Source organism: Paenibacillus sp. MER 99-2 (assembly GCF_023714095.1).
GTDB lineage: Bacteria > Bacillota > Bacilli > Paenibacillales > Paenibacillaceae > Paenibacillus.
This window is the reverse complement of sequence record NZ_JAMAUZ010000002.1, coordinates 397955-417010: the sequence shown is the minus strand read 5'-3', so window position 1 is coordinate 417010 and position 19056 is coordinate 397955. Positions and strand designations below refer to the sequence as shown.

Annotated in this window: 16 protein-coding genes and 1 tRNA gene; 7 read left to right on the top strand and 10 right to left on the bottom strand. The window is 44.7% G+C overall.

Going from position 1 to position 19056, the window contains the following annotated elements:
* The first annotated feature begins 43 nt into the window (after positions 1-43).
* Both M3636_RS12905 and M3636_RS12900 read left to right on the top strand, forming a co-directional pair.
* Entirely contained in the window at positions 44-571 is a 528-nt protein-coding gene (locus M3636_RS12905; protein ID WP_128101054.1) for a phosphatase PAP2 family protein, read from the top strand.
* A 50-nt stretch (positions 572-621) separates the two neighbouring features.
* Positions 622-1770 carry an MGDG synthase family glycosyltransferase gene (locus M3636_RS12900; protein ID WP_251382812.1) on the top strand — a complete coding sequence of 383 codons (1149 nt, stop codon included), beginning with the start codon at positions 622-624 and terminating at the stop codon, positions 1768-1770.
* 159 nt (positions 1771-1929) lie between these two features.
* Here M3636_RS12900 and M3636_RS12895 read toward each other — a convergent pair whose 3' ends face one another.
* The 3 genes from M3636_RS12895 to M3636_RS12885 form a co-directional block, all read right to left on the bottom strand.
* The gene (locus M3636_RS12895; RefSeq protein ID WP_483311518.1) at positions 1930-3486 is read right to left on the bottom strand and encodes an ABC transporter substrate-binding protein; all 1557 of its coding nucleotides are present in this window, start codon (positions 3484-3486) and stop codon (positions 1930-1932) included.
* A gap of 99 nt (positions 3487-3585) precedes the next feature.
* On the bottom strand, positions 3586-4485 hold the full coding sequence (locus M3636_RS12890; protein ID WP_056698705.1) for a carbohydrate ABC transporter permease: 900 nt from the start codon (positions 4483-4485) through the stop codon (positions 3586-3588).
* A gap of 30 nt (positions 4486-4515) precedes the next feature.
* On the bottom strand, positions 4516-5421 hold the full coding sequence (locus M3636_RS12885) for an ABC transporter permease (protein WP_128101051.1): 906 nt from the start codon (positions 5419-5421) through the stop codon (positions 4516-4518).
* Positions 5422-5826: 405 nt separating this feature from the next.
* On the opposite strand from M3636_RS12885, the gene M3636_RS29760 reads away from it, so the two are divergent.
* The gene (locus tag M3636_RS29760; protein WP_251382811.1) at positions 5827-8079 is read left to right on the top strand and encodes an AraC family transcriptional regulator; all 2253 of its coding nucleotides are present in this window, start codon (positions 5827-5829) and stop codon (positions 8077-8079) included.
* An 82-nt stretch (positions 8080-8161) separates the two neighbouring features.
* Here the strand turns inward: M3636_RS29760 and trmB are convergent, their stop codons facing one another.
* Positions 8162-8911, bottom strand: coding sequence for a tRNA (guanosine(46)-N7)-methyltransferase TrmB (gene trmB / locus M3636_RS12875; RefSeq protein WP_145409189.1), 750 nt, complete (start codon positions 8909-8911; stop codon positions 8162-8164).
* 151 nt (positions 8912-9062) lie between these two features.
* Positions 9063-9263: a hypothetical protein gene (locus M3636_RS12870; protein ID WP_128101048.1), complete on the bottom strand. Its 201-nt coding sequence runs from the start codon at positions 9261-9263 to the stop codon at positions 9063-9065.
* Between the two features lie 303 nt (positions 9264-9566).
* Here M3636_RS12870 and mnmL point away from each other — a divergent pair, with 303 nt between their 5' ends.
* The 4 genes from mnmL (at position 9567) to M3636_RS12850 (ending at position 13403) form a co-directional block, all read left to right on the top strand.
* Positions 9567-10520, top strand: a complete 954-nt coding sequence (gene mnmL, locus M3636_RS12865; protein ID WP_056698715.1) for a tRNA modification radical SAM protein MnmL/YtqA — start codon at positions 9567-9569, stop codon at positions 10518-10520.
* 1 nt (position 10521) lies between these two features.
* Entirely contained in the window at positions 10522-11106 is a 585-nt protein-coding gene (mnmM, locus tag M3636_RS12860) for a tRNA 5-(aminomethyl)-2-thiouridylate-methyltransferase MnmM (RefSeq protein ID WP_251382810.1), read from the top strand.
* A 260-nt stretch (positions 11107-11366) separates the two neighbouring features.
* On the top strand, positions 11367-12344 hold the full coding sequence (locus M3636_RS12855) for a type I phosphomannose isomerase catalytic subunit (protein WP_251382809.1): 978 nt from the start codon (positions 11367-11369) through the stop codon (positions 12342-12344).
* A gap of 81 nt (positions 12345-12425) precedes the next feature.
* Entirely contained in the window at positions 12426-13403 is a 978-nt protein-coding gene (locus M3636_RS12850; RefSeq protein ID WP_251382808.1) for an alpha/beta fold hydrolase, read from the top strand.
* A gap of 123 nt (positions 13404-13526) precedes the next feature.
* On the opposite strand, the gene odhB is transcribed toward M3636_RS12850, so the two are convergent.
* From odhB to M3636_RS29530, 5 genes are all read right to left on the bottom strand, one after another.
* On the bottom strand, positions 13527-14801 hold the full coding sequence (gene odhB / locus M3636_RS12845; RefSeq protein WP_251382807.1) for a 2-oxoglutarate dehydrogenase complex dihydrolipoyllysine-residue succinyltransferase: 1275 nt from the start codon (positions 14799-14801) through the stop codon (positions 13527-13529).
* Between the two features lie 5 nt (positions 14802-14806).
* The gene (locus M3636_RS12840) at positions 14807-17680 is read right to left on the bottom strand and encodes a 2-oxoglutarate dehydrogenase E1 component (RefSeq protein ID WP_128101043.1); all 2874 of its coding nucleotides are present in this window, start codon (positions 17678-17680) and stop codon (positions 14807-14809) included.
* Positions 17681-18392: 712 nt separating this feature from the next.
* A tRNA-Pro gene (locus tag M3636_RS12835) sits at positions 18393-18466 on the bottom strand.
* Positions 18467-18481: 15 nt separating this feature from the next.
* Positions 18482-18919 (bottom strand): NUDIX domain-containing protein, encoded by a 438-nt coding sequence (locus M3636_RS12830; protein ID WP_128101042.1) that lies wholly within the window; start codon positions 18917-18919, stop codon positions 18482-18484.
* The gene (locus tag M3636_RS29530; protein ID WP_260865854.1) at positions 18919-19050 is read right to left on the bottom strand and encodes a hypothetical protein; all 132 of its coding nucleotides are present in this window, start codon (positions 19048-19050) and stop codon (positions 18919-18921) included. The genes M3636_RS12830 and M3636_RS29530 overlap by 1 nt, the downstream gene beginning before the upstream one ends.
* Between the last annotated feature and the right edge of the window lie 6 nt (positions 19051-19056).

Here is a 19056-nt window from a genome sequence, read left to right as displayed (position 1 = left end):
TTTGTGACACGTTCTAGGGCGGCCTGACTGGCAGGAGGCCAATATGAGCCGTTTATTTGTTAAGTTTCAAGAGTATGATCGAAATGTGTTTATGTGGATTAATGGTCGACTTCATAATCGGTTTATGAATTTTTGGCTCTATTACTTCACCCATCTTGGCGGGGCAACATCTTCCATCGCCATTTCACTGTTAATATGGTTGTTCGCACCGGCTCCATGGAATACAACAGGACTCCAAGCCTGTGTAGCCTTAGCCGTTAGCCATATTCCCGTGGCGATCGCCAAGAAGCTGTATCCTCGTATACGGCCTTACCTTGCATTACCAGACACGATCACGTTCCGCAATCCTTTGACGGATCATTCATTCCCATCTGGACACACTACCGCCATCTTTTCGGTTACGGTGCCTTTTATGACAATGGATCCATTTCTTCTCAGCGTATTGTTGCCTGTAGCGCTTGTTGTCGGATTTTCCCGTATATACCTGGGATTGCACTATCCTTCCGACGTCCTTGCTGGTGCTACAATCGGTACTTTGGTCGCACTCGCAACAGTTGCATTCTGGACTTAAAGTCGATATGTTAGACGAAGGAAAACCTAGCAGGAACAGGTGAATCAAGCGTGGAAAAAAAACGAGTACTACTATTATCAGAAGGTTTTGGTGCAGGACACACCCAAGCGGCTTACGCTCTTTCCAGCAGTTTGCGCAAACTTTCTACAGATGTGCAGACCAAAGTCCTTGAACTCGGAAGCTTCCTTAATCCCCGAGTTGCACCATTAATTATTACAGCATACAAAAAAACCGTTACCAACCAGCCCAAGTTAGTCGGCTATGTATACAAACATCAATATAAAAAGTCGCTGAATCGATTGACTACTTTGGCGCTGCATAAGCTGTTCTATACTCACACAAGGAGCATTGTTCGTCAGCTTCGCCCAAATGTCATCGTTTGTACACACCCTATTCCAAGTGCTGTGATATCCAGACTCAAGCGGCTGGGCGTTCAAGTGCCACTGTGTACCGTAATTACCGATTATGATGCGCACGGTACATGGATCAGCCCTGAGGTGGACTTATACCTCGTCTCTACAGATGAGGTGAAGTCCAAACTGATGCTAAGAGGTGTATCTGTAGACAAAATTCGAGTAACAGGCATACCGGTTCACCCTAACTTTTGGGAGCACCCCGGACGAGATGAGATTCGGAGCAGGTTTAATTTGAAAAATATGCCTACGGTCTTAGTCATGGGCGGTGGTTGGGGAATGCTCAGTGATGAAGTTGTGAATCAGATGCTTACCCGTTGGCACAAGGATATTCAGCTCATTTTCTGCTTAGGGCGGAATGACAAAGTAAGAATTAGTATGGAACAGAATCCTATATATCAAAAAGAAAATATTCATATCATCGGGTACACCAACGAGATAGATAAACTAATGGAGGTCTCAGATCTGCTCATCACCAAGCCAGGTGGAATGACGTGCAGTGAGGGACTTGCCAAGGGTATTCCGATGTTATTTCATAATCCGATTCCGGGTCAGGAAGAAGAGAATGTTCATTATTTTACTTCTAGAGGGCTTGGAGAAGCGATTACTTCGCTAGATATTGTGGTCAAATGGATGAATCGATTGCTACATAAATACCCGGATATTGTCCGAAAACGTAAACGTCATTTGGCGCAAATTGCCAAGTATCATCCAACACAGAGTGCGCAGAGCATTATTGATTTATTAGAGATTCGGTCTTATCCAACAGACCATTCAAGCGTTTAACGTTTCTAAGCAAATTCCCATCCATACAAAAAAGGTATCTTCGAAATGAAGATACCTTTTTTTGTATATTGGTTCAAGATAGCAAACCTCACGATCTCCGCATTACAATTAATGCCTATCAGTAGCTTCGTTCAACATCGTTGCACTTCAAATACAGCTCTATTGAATTCCTGCTGATTTCAGATATTCTTGCCACTGTTTCGTGTATTCACTTTGGATTTTTTCAAGTCCTGCCTGCTTCGCCTTCTCCATAAATGTATTCAGACCTGCCTCGACATCGGCTACTAAGCCTACGTTAAGCGGGTAGAGATACTGTTTCTCCACTTGCTCCAGTGCTGCCTTTTCAGCCTGATAAGGTGTCCAGTCCTCTGCAAATCCAGTGAAAATATCTGGCTTCTTAATTTTGTCGAGTTCCTCGAACATGGTCAGCACATCGTCAAATGATTTGTCATACAGCATGAATTCCGGATTCCGCCATGCCCAGCCATTCATCCCTTCACGTGGGAAACCGTTGGTTTGAGCATCGCCAATCATCTTGTAGTAGCCATCCTGTACTTCAAAGTTTTTACCCTCTACGCCATACTCAGTAAGCCAGTTGTATCGTTTATCCGTTACAAGCTTCTCATAAAACGCCAATGCTCTTTCTGGATTTTTACTGCTACGTGGAATCGCAAAACCGTTATGAATCGGATGAACCGGTTGTGCAAACCCTTTCGCATTCGGATATGGGAAATAACCCAACTTCCAATCTGGATGCGTTGACTGAATCTTGATCACGTCGGCATTGAATTTGTTCGGATTCTCTCCAGAGAGAATCACAGCTGCTTTGCCATTTTGCAGTAGTGAATTGGAGGTGTCCTTCACATTCAGTACGTTTTTCGGGAAAAATCCTTTGTCCATCCAGCGTTTATAAGTCTTCAGATCTTCCAGGTGCTGTGCTGAACCCCAATAGGACGCAACATTGGAAGGTGACTCATACATGATGTCCAGACCGTAAGGTAACTGACCTGCTGTATTTACGAGCTTAGAGTTCAATTGACGAATGCCATGTGTATGATTCGCATTGCTGTCTGCGATCGGTATCATATCAGGTTCATTCGCTTTGATCCCCTCAAGGTACGCTTCAAGCGTCTCCATGGATTCAGGCTTAGGCAAATTATATTTCTCACGTAAATCTTCACGGTAAGCAATGCCTTCGGTTACATATTCAATCCATGTGGAAGGAACTGTATAGATTTTTTCATTGATTTTGACTGCATTCCACATATCCTCTGGTACATGCGCTTGCAGTGTCGGTGCAACCTTAGGCAGCATTTCATCCAGCGCCAGGAACGCACCTTTTTTGGCATAGGATTGGTAGAATGTCCAATCGGCCGTAAAGATAAGGTCTATCGGTTGCCCCGAGGAGAGCAGCAATTTATATTTTTGATCCCAGTCTGTCCATGAGGTGTAATTGAATTTGACGTTAACGTTCAGATCAGCCTCAGCCAATTTATTAATCTCTGATTCAATGGTCGGTAGGTCTTTCGGTGCATCACCAAGCATGTAGAATTGCAGGGTTACTTTGTCTCCTTTGGAAGTTGAAGAGCCTCCCTCTGCACTGCCTTGTGTCGATTCCCCCGAACCGGTGTTACATGCGGCCAGCACCCCAGCAAACATCATCAAGGCAATGATTAGAGACAGGTGCCGAAGAAATGTTTTGTTTCGCATATGCATCCTCCCTTTTTGTGTTGAAACGTATATGTTAGCGCAGATCCGATGTGGTACAGGAAAGTTCAGACTGCAACCGCCCTGAAGCCATATCGGTTTCGCGTTCTAACCTTTAACCGCACCAATCGTCAGACCTCTGACAAAATAACGTTGGACGAACGGATACAGGAACAAGATCGGCCCTGTCACGATAATCGCCATAGCCATCTTGGTCGATTCAGTAGGTACATCTTGGCTCAGGGTAATGCCTGTTCCAATCGCCATCTGATCTATAAACGTAATCGTGTTCATCGTGTTGTATAGATAGAATTGCAATTGATACATATCCGGATTGTTGATAAACAGCGATGATGTAAACCAGTCGTTCCAGTATCCGAGCGCGAGGAAAAGTCCGACTGTGGCAATGCCGGGCATCGCCAAATTCAATACAACGCTGAAATAAATACGGAAGTCATTCGCGCCATCAATTTTGGCAGACTCAATGAGCTCATCAGGAACAGCGGATCGAATGAAATTTTTCATTAGAATGATGAGAAATGGCGTCATGAGGCCAGGGAAGATCAATACGGTGTACGTATCGGTCAAGTTAAAGTAATTCGCCAGCATGATGTACCAAGGCACAAGTCCTCCACCGAACAAGGTCGTAAAGTAGATGAAGAAGGAGAAAGTATTCCGGTATTTGAAATCTTTGCGCTGTAGCACAAAGCCCGCCATTGTGATGAAGAATAGTCCAAGCGCTGTTCCTACAACGGTCGTAAATACAGTGACGCCATAGGCTTTGAGTACCTGTGTAGGGAATTTGAATACCATCTTATAACCTTCCAGTGAAAAATCGGTGGGAAACAGGTGATATCCGTCCCTTACGATGGATTCATTACTGCTGAATGAACCAGACAAAATCAGTAAAAATGGCACCAAACAGATAATGGAAAGAAACAAAATAAAGGTGTACGCGATCACTTGAAAGAGCATTGTGAATTCCGAATCTCTGGCACGAGTATGCATAGTTGGTCTCCCTTCTGCCTATTGGGCGTTCTAGAACAAAGCGTAATCCTCATTCACTTTGCGAATGATGTAATTGACCGTCATGATAAGAATAAAGCCGAACAGTGATTGATACAGCCCAGCAGCTGTCGCCATGCCAATATCAAAGGTCACCTTCAACGAGCGATATACGTACGTATCAATAATATCGGTGGCATTATATAGCACCCCGTTGTTTCCGATCAGTTGGTAAAAGAGATCAAATTGCCCCTTCATAATGCTTCCTAATGAGAAGAGCAGCAGAATAACAAACGTTGGTTTCAACATCGGAACCGTAATGTACCAGATACGTTGAAAGATATTCGCCCCATCCATACGAGCCGCCTCGTAGTATTCATCACTGATGCCTGTGATGGCAGCCAGATAGATGACCATGCTATATCCGAGGTTCTTCCACAGATAGAAGATGATGATCAGAAACACCCAGATCCACGGCGTATTATAGATATCAACCGGCCCTGCCTCAAAGCGTTTCAGCACTGTGTTCACAAAACCGGATTCGTAGTTGAACATGTTGTAGGCGATTACACTTAGTAGTACAAATGAAATGAAATACGGTAGAAACATAACGGATTGGGTAACTTTTTTGAACACTTTGCCCCTGATCTCACTGAGCATGATTGCGCAAAAGATAGCGAGTCCGTTTCCTAATATAATGAAGGCTAGATTGTAACCCACGGTATTCGTGGTCAGCTTCAGGAGCATTCCTGATTGCCAGAGAAATTTGAAGTTCTCCAAACCTACAAATGGACTACCGAACAAACCACCTTCAAAATCATACCTCGTAAACGCGTAGTAGATGCCGACCATCGGAAAATACGAGTTAATCAGAAAAAAGATCAGTGTAGGTAGCAGCATCAGAAACAACATTTTGTTTTTGTTCAATTCTTTGAGCATGGCTCGATCCCTCCCGAATTTCTTGACGGCGCTGGTGCGCTGTGGAGCTCTGGTTTTTATTGTAGATGCCCCTGCCGCTCTTGAATACTGAATCATCCGTCCGGAAAATGAACGATCTTGCCAAAGTGAATATGAACAATTTGAACGAACAGTGAAATGAACAGCTGAACGTTCACAAATGTTGATATCGTACATACGCTAGGCGTAGTGAACAATCAAGCGAAAGTTGAACTTTACGTTTGGAAAGACAGCCCAATCCTATGTACAGCATTGATGTAAACGTATACATAATATATAATTTATTTTGCCACCTCTGGATGACTATGGACTTCTGTGAATGAACTTTGTTTGATCAAAACGATGCTTCACCCATCATGTATACATTAGAAATGGAGGGGAAAAGTAGTGCGTAAACGTTCCGAAGACAGCCAAAAGGTGTTTACACGGATTCTGGTTGGCATTATCATCAGCACGGTCGCTACCTTGCTTGTTGCTACTGTCATTTTATACGCCAATTATAATCGCATTGCTCTTCGCCAAGTCTATCGTACCGATATGGATAGTCTCACACAGGCGAGTCGTGAAGTTTCCAAAATGACAGAGACCGCCAAATCCTTGTCTTATCAGATTTATCAGGATTACACGATTTCCGCTCTACTCCTATACTCCAAACCGAGCATATATGAGATTACTCCCGCCATGGAGCAGCTTGATAACTACCGCATGTCCCTTCCTTTTATCGAATCCATCTATGTGTACAACTCCAAAAGCAATGAGTTCTTCATCAGTTCAGATGGTGTTCGTACCGGACAACAATCCATCTCTGACATTGACGATCACGGGATCACGGAGATTCTTCGGCAATTCCATGACTATAAACCCTTTGTCCCCATCCCACGTACATATCAGGTTGGCACGACGGAAGAAACCGAGGTCAACAGTTACACCTATTTGTGCTATGACACGATCAACGATAATGCCAAGCTGAATTATGCTGTCATTGTAAACATCAAGGATGACTGGCTAAGTCCCAACATCAATTCAGAGGATCAGCCTGGCAGTACATTCATTATTAATGAGAAAGGCGAGTTACTGTCTGATTTTGGTGAACGGGCATTAATGAAGGATCTCTCTGGTGAATCGTTTATACAGCCTATTCTGCAAAACGAAGCCAAGTCCGCATTCTTCACCGCAGAAGTGGATGGGGAAAAATCACTCATTACCTATACCTCTCCTGATAATCTAGGCTGGCGATATGTGCGAATTACACCTTACGACCTGATTACTACAGACATCCGGAATATGAGAACCCATACCGTCCTATTCTGCCTTGGACTGTTGGTTATTGGTTTGCTGTTGTCTTACCTTGTATCGCGCAAGTTATATCATCCTATTGATAAAGTTCTCGTTCGCATGCGTGTGATGGAAGCAGAGCGGCGAGGAAGCCTGCACATTCTCAGACAAGATTATTTGCGTGGAGCTCTCCAGAGACGTGAGACGTTTACGTGTGGGTTACTTGCAGAGCGTATGAAGTTCTACGGTTCATCCTTGGATGTGCAGCGTAGCTCTCGACTTGTCTTGCTTCGAATCGATCACTTTGCCGACTTCTGCGACACCTACCGGGACGAGGTCAAGTTGGTTAAATACGCGATGATGAACATATGTACAGAAACAATTGAAACGATGTATCATTCCGAAGCCATAGATATGGGCGGGGATCTGATTACGCTTATTTTCAACGAGAAAGATCCGGGTCAACATGCAGTGGGTGTAGGAGAGCAAAAGATCGAGGAGTTACTGCTCATGCTACAGGATGCGGTCATGCTACATCTGAAATGCTCCATATCCTTTACAATCGGACCAGAAGAACAGTCTCTTGAGGACTGCATTGCATCTTATGCAAGGTCAGCGGAAGCCTCACTGCATCGACTATTCCATGGTTCTGGCTGTCTACTGTACACGTCAGACATCATAGCCTATCATGCCAAAGAGTACGCCTTCCCTGTTGGTAAGGAAAAACAGCTCATTGATTGTTTGATGACAGGCAAAACAGAGGAAGCAAAACAGGTGTATACTACGATCGTTAATGAAACGGCGACGTATCCGTTCAATGTCTTCCAGCTCGCGCTCTCACATCTTACAATGACACTAAACCATGTACGCAACACACTCAAAAAGAATAACCAGCTGACGCTTAACTCTATTTCGGATGGCACGATGCTACCTCTCCATGAGGCCGAGGATCTTAGTGAAGTGCATGCCCACTTCTATCAACTGTTCGATGAACTAGGCTCCAAGGTGGAGGAGAAGCGAACACTTAAACATGATGAGCTAATCCGCCGAATTAACAGCATTATTGAGCGGGATTACGCGGACACGAACCTCTGCCTTACCTCTATAGCAGAAGAATTGACCATGTCTCCAATCTATATAAGCAGACTGTATAAGCAACTAACATTAAAAGGGCTAACCGATGTCATTAATGAAACTCGTATTGTGAAAGCTCAGGATCTATTAATTGAGACAGAGAATTCCGTTGCAGATATTGCAGAAAGAACAGGCTTCACCAACAGCTCCTATTTTTATCGCATGTTCAAGAAGTTCAATGGAGTTACGCCTAATGATTATCGCCGCAAAGAATTACATTCAGAGTCTTAAACAAGCAAAAAAGCGACACTTGAGAGTTATGGCTACTGCTCTCTGTGTCGCTTTGCTAATGACATCAATTGATGTAGATCAATTATTCTTGCGTGTCTTCAGCTGTTTCGGAAGTCTCACGCACTTTGTACTTGTCCAAACGCATTTGTTGATATTCACGCAAAGCCTCTTCACCAACAACGACTTCAACACGGTGAATATTCATACCTTTGCCCATGAACTTCTGCTCATACTCGGTCATTACATGTTCTTCATTCAATCCGTCCCGGTGCAAGTTCAAGGAGATGTTTGTCATCTGCAGACCGAAGTCAGCAATGGAATTGAGCGAGAATTCAAACAACGTCTCCGAATCAGTCTTGAAGTGAATTTGTCCTCTAGTATTGAGCAATTCTTTATATTTTTTCAAGAAACGTGGATGTGTCAAACGACGACGTGCATGCTTAGCTTTTGGCCAAGGATCACTGAAGTTCAGATAAATACGTTCCAGTTCCTCTGGTTCGAATACATCCTCAATTTGTTCAATATTAGCGAGCGCCAGCTTCAGGTTAGGTGGTGTTTCCACTTCTGCCTGACTCCACGCATTACGAGCTTTCTCACTAGCACGACGAACGAGCTCATCGTACATATCAATTCCGATAAAGTTAAACTCCGGATATTTGTAGCTCATTTGGCTAATAAATTGCCCTTTGCCCATACCGAATTCTACAAAGATCGGATGGTCATTGCCAAACAGTTCAGACCATTTTCCTTTGTACTGATTGGGTTCTAGAACAACGAGATCTACTTGTTCCTCCAGATTTTCTCGGATTCCTTTTCTACCACGTAAACGCATTTTATTCCTCCGTTTATCCATACTTGTCTCAGATTCATTTTGCCGAAGAACGGACCAATTGTAAAGAGCAATGAAAAAGGAATCTTCGGAATTGCCACTAGTGGCAAATTTCAAAGATTCCCTCTTCGATTTATTTGGAATTGGGGTCCAACTACTTTAATAGTTCATAGTCTACCTTATCTTGGTGCGAAAAATCAAATGTCTTTTCGAAAGCGTCGCGAACTTTTTGTTTTGCAGCCGCTTTCACCTTCGGATTTCCATTAAAACGAACACCTGTCAAAGCCAGTGCCTCTTCAGCCGTCAGTTCTACAGAAACATGATGAAGATCATTGTTTTTAACTTGGGAATTCATTCATATCACCTCACGGTATAGTATGATCCATGACGTCAACATTAATTCAAATGCTATGATGAATACTGCCCATTAGATGGTGTCTGACGTTGATTTAAATATAACACAAGGTGTTAACTATAGCAAGAAGAAAACCGCGATTTTCCGGCCTATTTTTGCATCTGCATTCCCTTTTTTTTGAGTTTTTTGATACAATGGTAAAAGTCCATGGGAACGCAAATTTTGCCGTTTTTTGTTCTTTTTCACGAATAGATGCTGGCATGCGTTTCATTAATACACGAACAACCGAAGGAGTTCCTGAAGATGAATGCACCTGCTCTACCCAGCCCTCTTTCCTGGGGAGATAAACGATTCCATACCTGGAATTACGAGATGAGAAATGAATTTGACAACAAAGTGTTCAAAGTCATGTTGGATGCGGGATTTACTTGCCCGAACCGCGATGGCTCAATAGCCAAAGGTGGCTGCACATTCTGTAGCGCCCGAGGATCTGGCGATTTTGCGGGAAGTCGCCGCCACGACTTGGTTACACAATTTAATACCATTCGTGATAAACAGCATTTGAAATGGCCCACTGCCCATTATATTGGTTATTTTCAGGCGTATACCAATACATATGCACCTGTTGAAGAACTTCGAGAGTACTATGAAGAGATTCTTAAACAACCTGGAGTTGTTGGTTTGTCCATTGCCACAAGACCTGACTGCTTACCAGATGACGTTATCGAGTATTTGGCTGAGCTTAATGAACGAACTTACCTGTGGATTGAAATGGGGCTGCAAACGGTTCACGAATCCACTTCTACCCTTATTAATCGTGCGCATGATACGAAGTGTTATGAAGATGCTGTGGCTAAGCTACGCAAGCACAATATCCGGGTCTGCACGCATATCATCTATGGTTTGCCTCAAGAAACACACGAGATGATGCTGGATACCGGTCGTGCCGTAGCGAATATGGATGTTCAAGGGATTAAGATTCATTTACTACACCTCATGCGCAAAACGCCGATGGTGAAGCAATACGAAGCAGGTCTGCTCCGTTTCCTTGAACAAGATGAGTACATCAAGCTGATTGTAGATACACTTGAGTTTCTACCGCCAGAAATGATCGTTCACCGCCTCACTGGTGATGCACCACGAGACTTGCTCATCGGTCCGATGTGGTCATTGAATAAATGGGAAGTGCTGAACTCCATTGACCGTGAATTGAGACAACGTGATACATGGCAAGGCAAGTACTGGAGGGGAGCATAGGATGGGTTTTCTATCTGTTCTAAGCTGTGCCCATCAATGGATTACAGCGCGTGTACAACCCGGAGACCTCGCTATCGATGCAACTGTAGGTACAGGCGCAGATACGTTATTCCTCGCACAACAGGTGGGCAGACGCGGTCAAGTCATCGGTTTCGATATCCAAAGTGAAGCTCTCACTCTAGCTCAAGCTCGGATTCGCAAACAAGAGGACGGTGCTAAACTTGGCTCTATATCCCTATTACAGCTAAGCCATGACCGTATGGTTGAAGCTGTTCCGGAGGACTGGCAGGGTGCTGTTGGTGCCGTAATGTTCAATCTTGGATATTTGCCTGCGGAGGGGGCAGATGCTTCCATTATTACTGCAACCGATAGTACACTTGCTGCATTAGAGGCTGCTCTAACATTACTGCGGCCAAAAGGAATTATTACCGTTGTGCTGTACCCAGGACATGAAGGTGGCTCCCAAGAGGCTGAGGCTGTAATGAAATGGGCTTCTGCTTTACCTGTCACGGAAGCACAGGTCATGCTCTATCGGCAATTACAACGTGAAACCTCGCCCTTCTTGATTGGAATCGAGAAGAAGTAATTTCCTTACTTGTCCAAATACGTTACGATAGACATATTGTAAGTGCCATCTGCTGAATACGCGTCAACCAATAAGTGTGAGTTCCAATAAGTACGGTTTTCAGTACAAAATCGAATCTTTTTGAACCCATTTATAAGTTGTTGATTGTTCGCATTGGTCACTTATAATACATAATCTGCAACCGTATACATGTAGGTGTCGAACCGGTTATAGGTTGATTAATTCATTCCACCATTTCATATACTAAAGGAGAGACTACAATGACTAATCCATATCCACTGCAATTTCAACCTGAATTCAAAGAACGTGTCTGGGGTGGCCGTGCACTTGAGAATTTTGGCCTTACGCCACCTGAAGGTCATATCGGAGAAGGTTGGATGATTGCAGATCATCCTAATGGAACAACAAAAGTCTTAAATGGTGCACTTGCTGGTAAAGGTCTGGATGAAGTGCGTGAACAGCTCGGTACGGCTTGGTTAGGAACAAAAGGTGTTTCCGAAAAAGGAGGACGCTTCCCGCTCCTGATCAAGCTTCTAGACTGTAACGATGATCTCTCTGTACAGGTTCACCCTACGGATGATTACGAGGCACTGCCTCCCGGTGAGCTCGGCAAAACGGAAATGTGGTATGTACTTGATGCGAAACCAGGCGCTCATATCATTTATGGATTAAATGAAGGCGTTGATCGTAACGTACTGAAGGAAGCTCTTGAAAATGGAACCGTGATGGATACGTTACGCCAAGTTCCTGTAGAAGCAGGCGATACGTTCTTTATCCCTGCCGGAACCGTTCATGCACTATGTGCAGGTGTCGTTGTGGCTGAAATTCAGCAAAATTCAGATACAACTTACCGGATTTATGACTATAACCGCCCAGGTCTGGATGGTAAGCCCCGTGAGTTACATGTTGAGGACTCCCTTAATGTCACTGCCTATGAAGGCGCTGGTGCCACAACAATGAAAACGAACAACGCAATCTCAGGTGAATGGCTGAAGCTGGCCGAATGCCCATATTTCGTCGTCGAAAAAGGGATCGTGACCAAGCCATGGCAGCTTGCGACAAACGCTGAGAGCTTCACCATTCTAGTTGTATGCGAAGGTAACGGTACTTTAGCATGGGACAACGACTCGTCCGAAAAAATTGAATTAAACGCAGGTCAATGCTATCTATTGCCCGCCAACCTGGGTACATATACATTAGACGGGAATACCACTGTTCTTCGCTCTTACCTGCCTTAACTTTTCTCAAGGGTGAGATGACAGATTCGTCTTATCTTAGATCAGGCTTGAATGTAAACAATGAAGGAGGATTGGCACAAGATGCAGGAATCTACCTTTGGCCTTGTGGGCAATGAAGGTACCCGCATTCATGTGTACCGCTGGCTTCCTGATCCTGGAACTGACATCCGGGGTGTGGTGCAGATTGCACATGGAATGGGAGAAACGGCAGCTAGGTATGCAGAGTTTGCAGAGTGCCTTACCCGCCATGGCTATGCGGTCTATGCTAATGATCATCGCGGTCATGGCAAATCGGTCGAAGATCCAAATTTGTTAGGTAACGCCGGGGTAGATGCCTTTCGCTGGATGGCCAGTGATATGATCAATCTTGGAGAAGTCGCATCTAAGGAGTATCCTGAGATTCCCCTCTTTTTAATGGGACACAGTATGGGCTCTTTTCTTGTCCAGCACCTAATGTATGCTGGGCACGAACGCTATCATGCCTTTATATTGTCGGGAACCAACGGCAAACGTGGTCTTCTGCGTTTTGGTGAGAAGCTCGCATTCCTTCAATGTGGATTTCAAGGAGCAACCCATCCGAGTATGCTGCTTAACGCATTGGTGTTCGGTGGATTCAATCGTTCCTTTCGCCCGGCGAGCACTCCTTTTGATTGGTTATCTCGTGATCCTGAGGAAGTTAAACGGTTCATTGATGATCCGATGTGCGGAGCGATATGTACAGCAGGTTTTTTCCGCGACTTCTTCAAACTGCTAATTGAAATACATCTGCCAAATAACATGAAACGTATTCCAAAAAATAAGCCCGTTTACCTCTTCTCAGGTGAGCAAGACCCTGTCGGTTTAAATGGCAAAGGTGTTCATAACCTGGTGACTCAATATCGCCAGCTTCAGCTTCAACATATTGAGTACCGCCTGTACGCTGGCGGTCGCCATGAGATGCTGCATGAGACGAATCGGGCAGATGTAGCTCTCGATGTATTACATTGGCTGGATCGCCATCTGGTACTATCTAGCGCAGCTCCTACCACCGGCAATACGGATATCGCTGATTCAGTATAATTCGCTCCATGCCAAGTAAAAAGAAGCCCCGGAATCTGAATGCCAGCGAAGGCTGCATTTGATTCCGGGGCTTCTTTATGATCATTTTTATGAATAGTATATCAGATGATACCTTTATCCTTCTTATCCTTCGATGAGCAAGGATTCCGGATCTTCAAGCAGTTCTTTCACAGTAACGAGGAATCGTACTGCTTCACTACCATCAATAATACGGTGATCATAGGACAGAGCGATATACATCATTGGACGATTCTCCATGCGCTCTGCATCAATTGCTACAGGACGAAGTTGGATCTTGTGCATACCCAGAATACCCACTTGAGGTGTATTCAGGATTGGTGTAGACAAGAGCGAGCCGAATGTTCCACCATTCGTAATCGTGAATGTTCCACCTTGCAGATCCGAAAGTGCCAACGTGTTGGAACGAGCTTTCGAAGCCAGATCGGCAATACTTCTCTCGATTTCAGCAAAGCCTAGACGATCTGCATCACGAACGACAGGTACAACCAGGCCTTCTTTGGCAGATACCGCGATACCGATATCATAGTATTTCTTAAGTACAACATCTTCGCCATCAATCTCTGCGTTAATGGTTGGGAACTTTTTCAGTGCACCCACAACAGCCTTAGTGAAGAAGGACATGAAGCCCAGATTGATCTCATGCTTCTCCTTGAACTTGTCCTTACGACGTTTGCGAACATCCATAATGGCAGTCATATCAACTTCATTAAACGTAGTCAACATTGCCGCTGTTTGTTGAGCTTCAACAAGACGTTTCGCTATGGTTGCGCGACGGCGAGACATACGTTGACGTTCAACTGGCTTAGTATACGTGGAGCCTCCGGTTGGAGCACTTGGTGCCGCTGGGGCTTTACTCGCAGAAGGTGCTGCTGGAGCAGTAGCCTGTGTATTATGAGTCTTCACATCATCCTGATATACGCGTCCGATTGGATCCTTACCTTGAACCTGATCCAGCTCAATGCCCCGCTCACGCGCTAGTTTACGCGCAGATGGGGAAGCTGTCTTGTTTCCATTATCAGAAGATTCAGATACGACAGCAACAGGTGCTGGCGGCGGAGTTGGCGCTTCAGGCGCTGGTGTAGCCGCTTGTTTTTGCTCCGTTGCAGCCGGCTGGGAAGCAGCTGAGCTACTTCCTCCCCCTGCACCCGCGGAAAGGGTACCAATCGTTTCACCGATTTCAACGGTATCCCCTTCTTGACGAATAATTTTCTCCAATACGCCACTTTCTTCAGCACTAATTTCAATATTAACTTTATCCGTTTCCAATTCTAGAAGGACATCACCTTGATTAACGGTTTCGCCTTCTTTGACAAGCCATTTGGATACCGTTCCTTCGGTTATCGACTCACCCATTGCAGGTACTTTAATTTCGCTCACAGTTGTTACCTCCCAAGTGGAATATTATTCTTCGTCGTTTGTTTCAACGCGGATGTAATAATCTGTTGTTGTTCCATGCTATGCACAAGCTGATAACCGCTGGAAGGACTTGCATGCTCCGGACGGCCTTCATACTTAACGATTGTACCTTCTGGTGCAATTTCACGAAGACGTGGTTCCATATACGTCCATGCACCCATGTTTTTGTTTTCTTCCTGTACCCATACCAGCTCTTTCAACTTGCTGAAACGTGCGAGTACACGCTGGATCTCTTCGGCTGGGAATGGATACAGTTGTTCAACACGGATAATGTGCAGCCATGACAAGTCTCCGCCTTCTTTTTCAAACGCATCCTCAAGGTCAATCGCAATTTTACCACTGCACAAGATAATCCGTTCAACACGGTCAGGCTTCGTGCCAAGCCCTGCTTGTTCCAGCACTGGCTCAAACTTGCCTTCACTGAACTGAATCGCCGGAGAAGCAACACGTGGATTACGAATTAGACTCTTCGGTGACATCATTACAAGTGGACGCGCATCTTCGGTTTCAGTCAGGGAAGCCTGACGACGAAGCAGATGGAAATATTGAGAAGCACTTGTCAAGTTAGCAACGGTCATATTGTCTTCTGCAGCAAGCTGTAGGAAACGTTCGAGACGTGCACTTGTATGTTCAGGCCCTTGACCTTCATTACCGTGTGGAAGCAGCATAACCAGACTTGATTTTTGCGACCACTTCGCGCGACCTGCGGATACGAACTGGTCAAAAATAACCTGTGCACAGTTCGCAAAATCACCGAACTGAGCTTCCCAGATGACAAGTGTCTCTGGTGAATATACGTTGTATCCATATTCGAATCCAACAACCGATTCCTCAGACAATGGGCTGTTGTAGATTGCAAATGAAGCTCGTGCCTGTGGCAAATGATGCAGCGGGCAGAATTTACTTCCATTCTCTGAATCATGCAACACCAGGTTCCGGTGAGCAAATGTTGCACGCTCTGCATCCTGACCACTGATCCGGATTGGCTTGCCATCTGCAAGAATAGTTGCAAACGCCAGTGTCTCTGCAAGGCTCCAATCTACTTTTTCGCCTTCATTGAGTGAAGTGCTACGGCGCTGTAGAATCCGCTGCAACTTCGGATACACATTGAAATTTTCCGGCCATTTCAATAGATCTGCATTGATACTCCGTAGATTTTCAAGTGGTACCGCAGTTGGAATCACCTTCACGGTTTCAGGTTCATCTGTCTTGCGTTGATAGTATTCATGCACTTCATTTTTCTTCATATGGTCGTAAGCTTCTTTTAACCGGTTCGTCACAGCTTCACGAATGCTATTAATGGACGCTTCGTCAACAATAGATTCCTGTTTCAGCTGATCCTGATACAGATGACTTACGGTCGGATGGTTCTTAACTTTGTCATACACTTTCGGTTGTGTTGTTTCTGGATCATCCGTTTCGTTATGTCCATAACGACGATATCCGATGAGGTCGATCAAGAAATCTTTCTTAAACCGATTCCGGTACTCTGCAGCCATTCGAATCGCTGCGATACAAGCATCCGGATTATCCGCATTAACGTGTATAATCGGAATTTCATATCCCTTTGCAAGGTCACTCGCATAATGCGTTGAGCGTGAATCACTGCTATCCGTTGTGAAGCCCAAGCGATTGTTTACAATGATATGAATCGTTCCGCCATTCTGGTATCCAGGCAGAGCCTTGAAATTCAGCGTTTCAGCTACAATTCCTTCACCAGGGAATGCTGCGTCACCATGCATAAGAATCGTTGCTGCTTTGGAAACGTCCTGTTTCGGGTAACCCGGTTCGCGGCGATCATCCTGTGCAGCACGCGCGAATCCCTGTACAACAGGGTTTACGTACTCTAGGTGACTCGGGTTGTTCGCTAGTGTCAAGCGAGCCTGTACCGTTTCACCTTCTTTTACGAAGCGATTAGCACCTAAGTGATATTTTACATCCCCCGTCCAACCATAATTGATTCCTGTAGAACCCTCAGATGGAACCAAATCCTTGTTCGGGGCATGATGGAATTCAGAGAAGATTTTGCTATATGGTTTACCCAGTACATGCGCCAGTACGTTTAAGCGTCCACGGTGAGCCATCCCCATCAGGATATGGCTTGAGCCCGAATGTGACATAATACGTACAGCTTCATCCAGCATTGGCACAAGCACATCGTTTCCTTCAATAGAGAAGCGCTTTTGTCCCACAAAGGTTTTATGCAGGAAATCTTCGAATTGCTCCACTTCGACCAAACGCTCCAATAGAGCAGTACGTTCTTCCTGATTAAGTGGTGCAGGAGAAGTGCGAGATTCCGCACGACGATTGAGCCATTCACGTTCCTGAACTTCATGTACGTGGCTGAACTCATAAGCTATTGGCCCTGTGTAAATCTGGCGTAGACGCTGGATTGCATCCCAACCATTTGCCGTCTGACCATCAGCACCCTCCCAGATCAAGGAAGCCGGCAATGCTTTGAGGTCTTCTTCATTTAATTCAAAATTTTTCGGTTCGAGCAAAGAGGTATCTGCTTCTTCACTAATCCCAAGTGGATCAATATCTGCAGCAAGATGACCATACGTGCGGATATTCCAAACCAGTTTCCCGGCTGTAACCGCTTTCTGTAAAAGTTGAATATCCACGCTTCCCGAGTTATTTTGAGCATTACCCGAAAAAGTGGTTGTATGTGCATCTCGGCCAGGCATTGGCGGTGCACCCCATTGTTCAAACAACTCCCGATAAGCTGGTGTCACTGCACCAGGGTCTTCGGAAAATAATTCATATTGTTCTTGTACATATCCCAAATTGGGTCCATAGTAACTTTCCCAGGGTTTCTTGTTGCCTTCCACGATCGTCATCGACGTTCCCTCCGTCTTGATTTAGTCGTATTTTTGACGGAAATCATTGACTAAGCTGTAATTTGCGTTCGTTCAACATTTTAAGCGAAATTTTTCATGAAGTCCAATAATCGTGCTGTTGGTGGTAATAACGTTGTTCCGACGCTCCCGTCAAGGTTTGTCTGCGTTTTCAAAATCATAGAAAAAGAATGATTATATATACCGTCGCACAGATGTCGAATACTGTCCTGATCCGTTCGAAGGTTACACATTCTCCAATATTTTCAACTGAAGTTCTGTGTTCTAATATCTATTCTATAAACTTTTGCGCTCAGGAGCATTTCCTATTTTTAGTTCGATTGATGCATAAATTAGATGAATCGAATAAATGGTGTGATCCTTACGTCAAAAAGTTGCTAATTCCCCCCTTTTTTAATTGTGGTCGATAAAGTCAAAAAACAAACGGTCACTTTAAACATTAACCAATGGTACGTGTTTTACACTAAAATGCAATGAATAGAAGCGCATTTTTAGATTCTTAAACGGAAACACGGAAGACGCAGGTAGTGAGGAACCTGTTATTCCTGAATCTGCCAATGATGTCCAAGCATTCGTATGCGTATTTCTTCTACGTTCTTCATAAGCCTAAAAAAATTGTGGACACAAATAAAAGCCATAAATCCGAAGATTTATGGCCTTACCTTTAAACTTTTAGTAAATCTATTGCTTTGAATCGGAGTAGCGGGATTTGAACCCACGACCTCACCCACCCCAAGGGTGCGCGCTACCAGGCTGCGCTATACCCCGATGTTAGCCATTTAATTACAGCTTCATCCGATTCCGAATCATATGCAGCGCAAACGGCGTTAATGCGAGCGAACCAAGTTGTTCCATCGTAAACCATGCTGCACCTAGAGAATCTTCGCCATCCGGCTCTATTTTGATATCATTGGCATGCTCTGCTGATTTCAGATATACATCATATAAAATTCCAATGTGATAAACTTCTTCTGGACTACCTTCATACATCCACTGCAATAGATTGGATTCCGCGGATCGAAGAACCAACCGAACATCCGTAAGCCCAGTCTCTTCTTCGATCTCGCGATGGAGCGCTGTCTCCGGTGTTTCTCCGAACTCCAGCCTACCTCCTGGCAAGTCCCATTTCCCCTGATAAGGCCCACGTGCCTTCTGAATCAGTAGTGCCTTCTGTTCCCAAACCAATAGACCGTACACGCCTAGATGTGTATGGCGCTCCATTATAGAACCTTCTTATCGCCAGACAAATGTCTGACCTGTTCTTCCAATCTTCGTATCCGCTTATTCATCTGATAAAGAGATGGAGTCACCACCAAGCCAGCGATGATTACAGCGACCCACATATATTCCAAATGAAC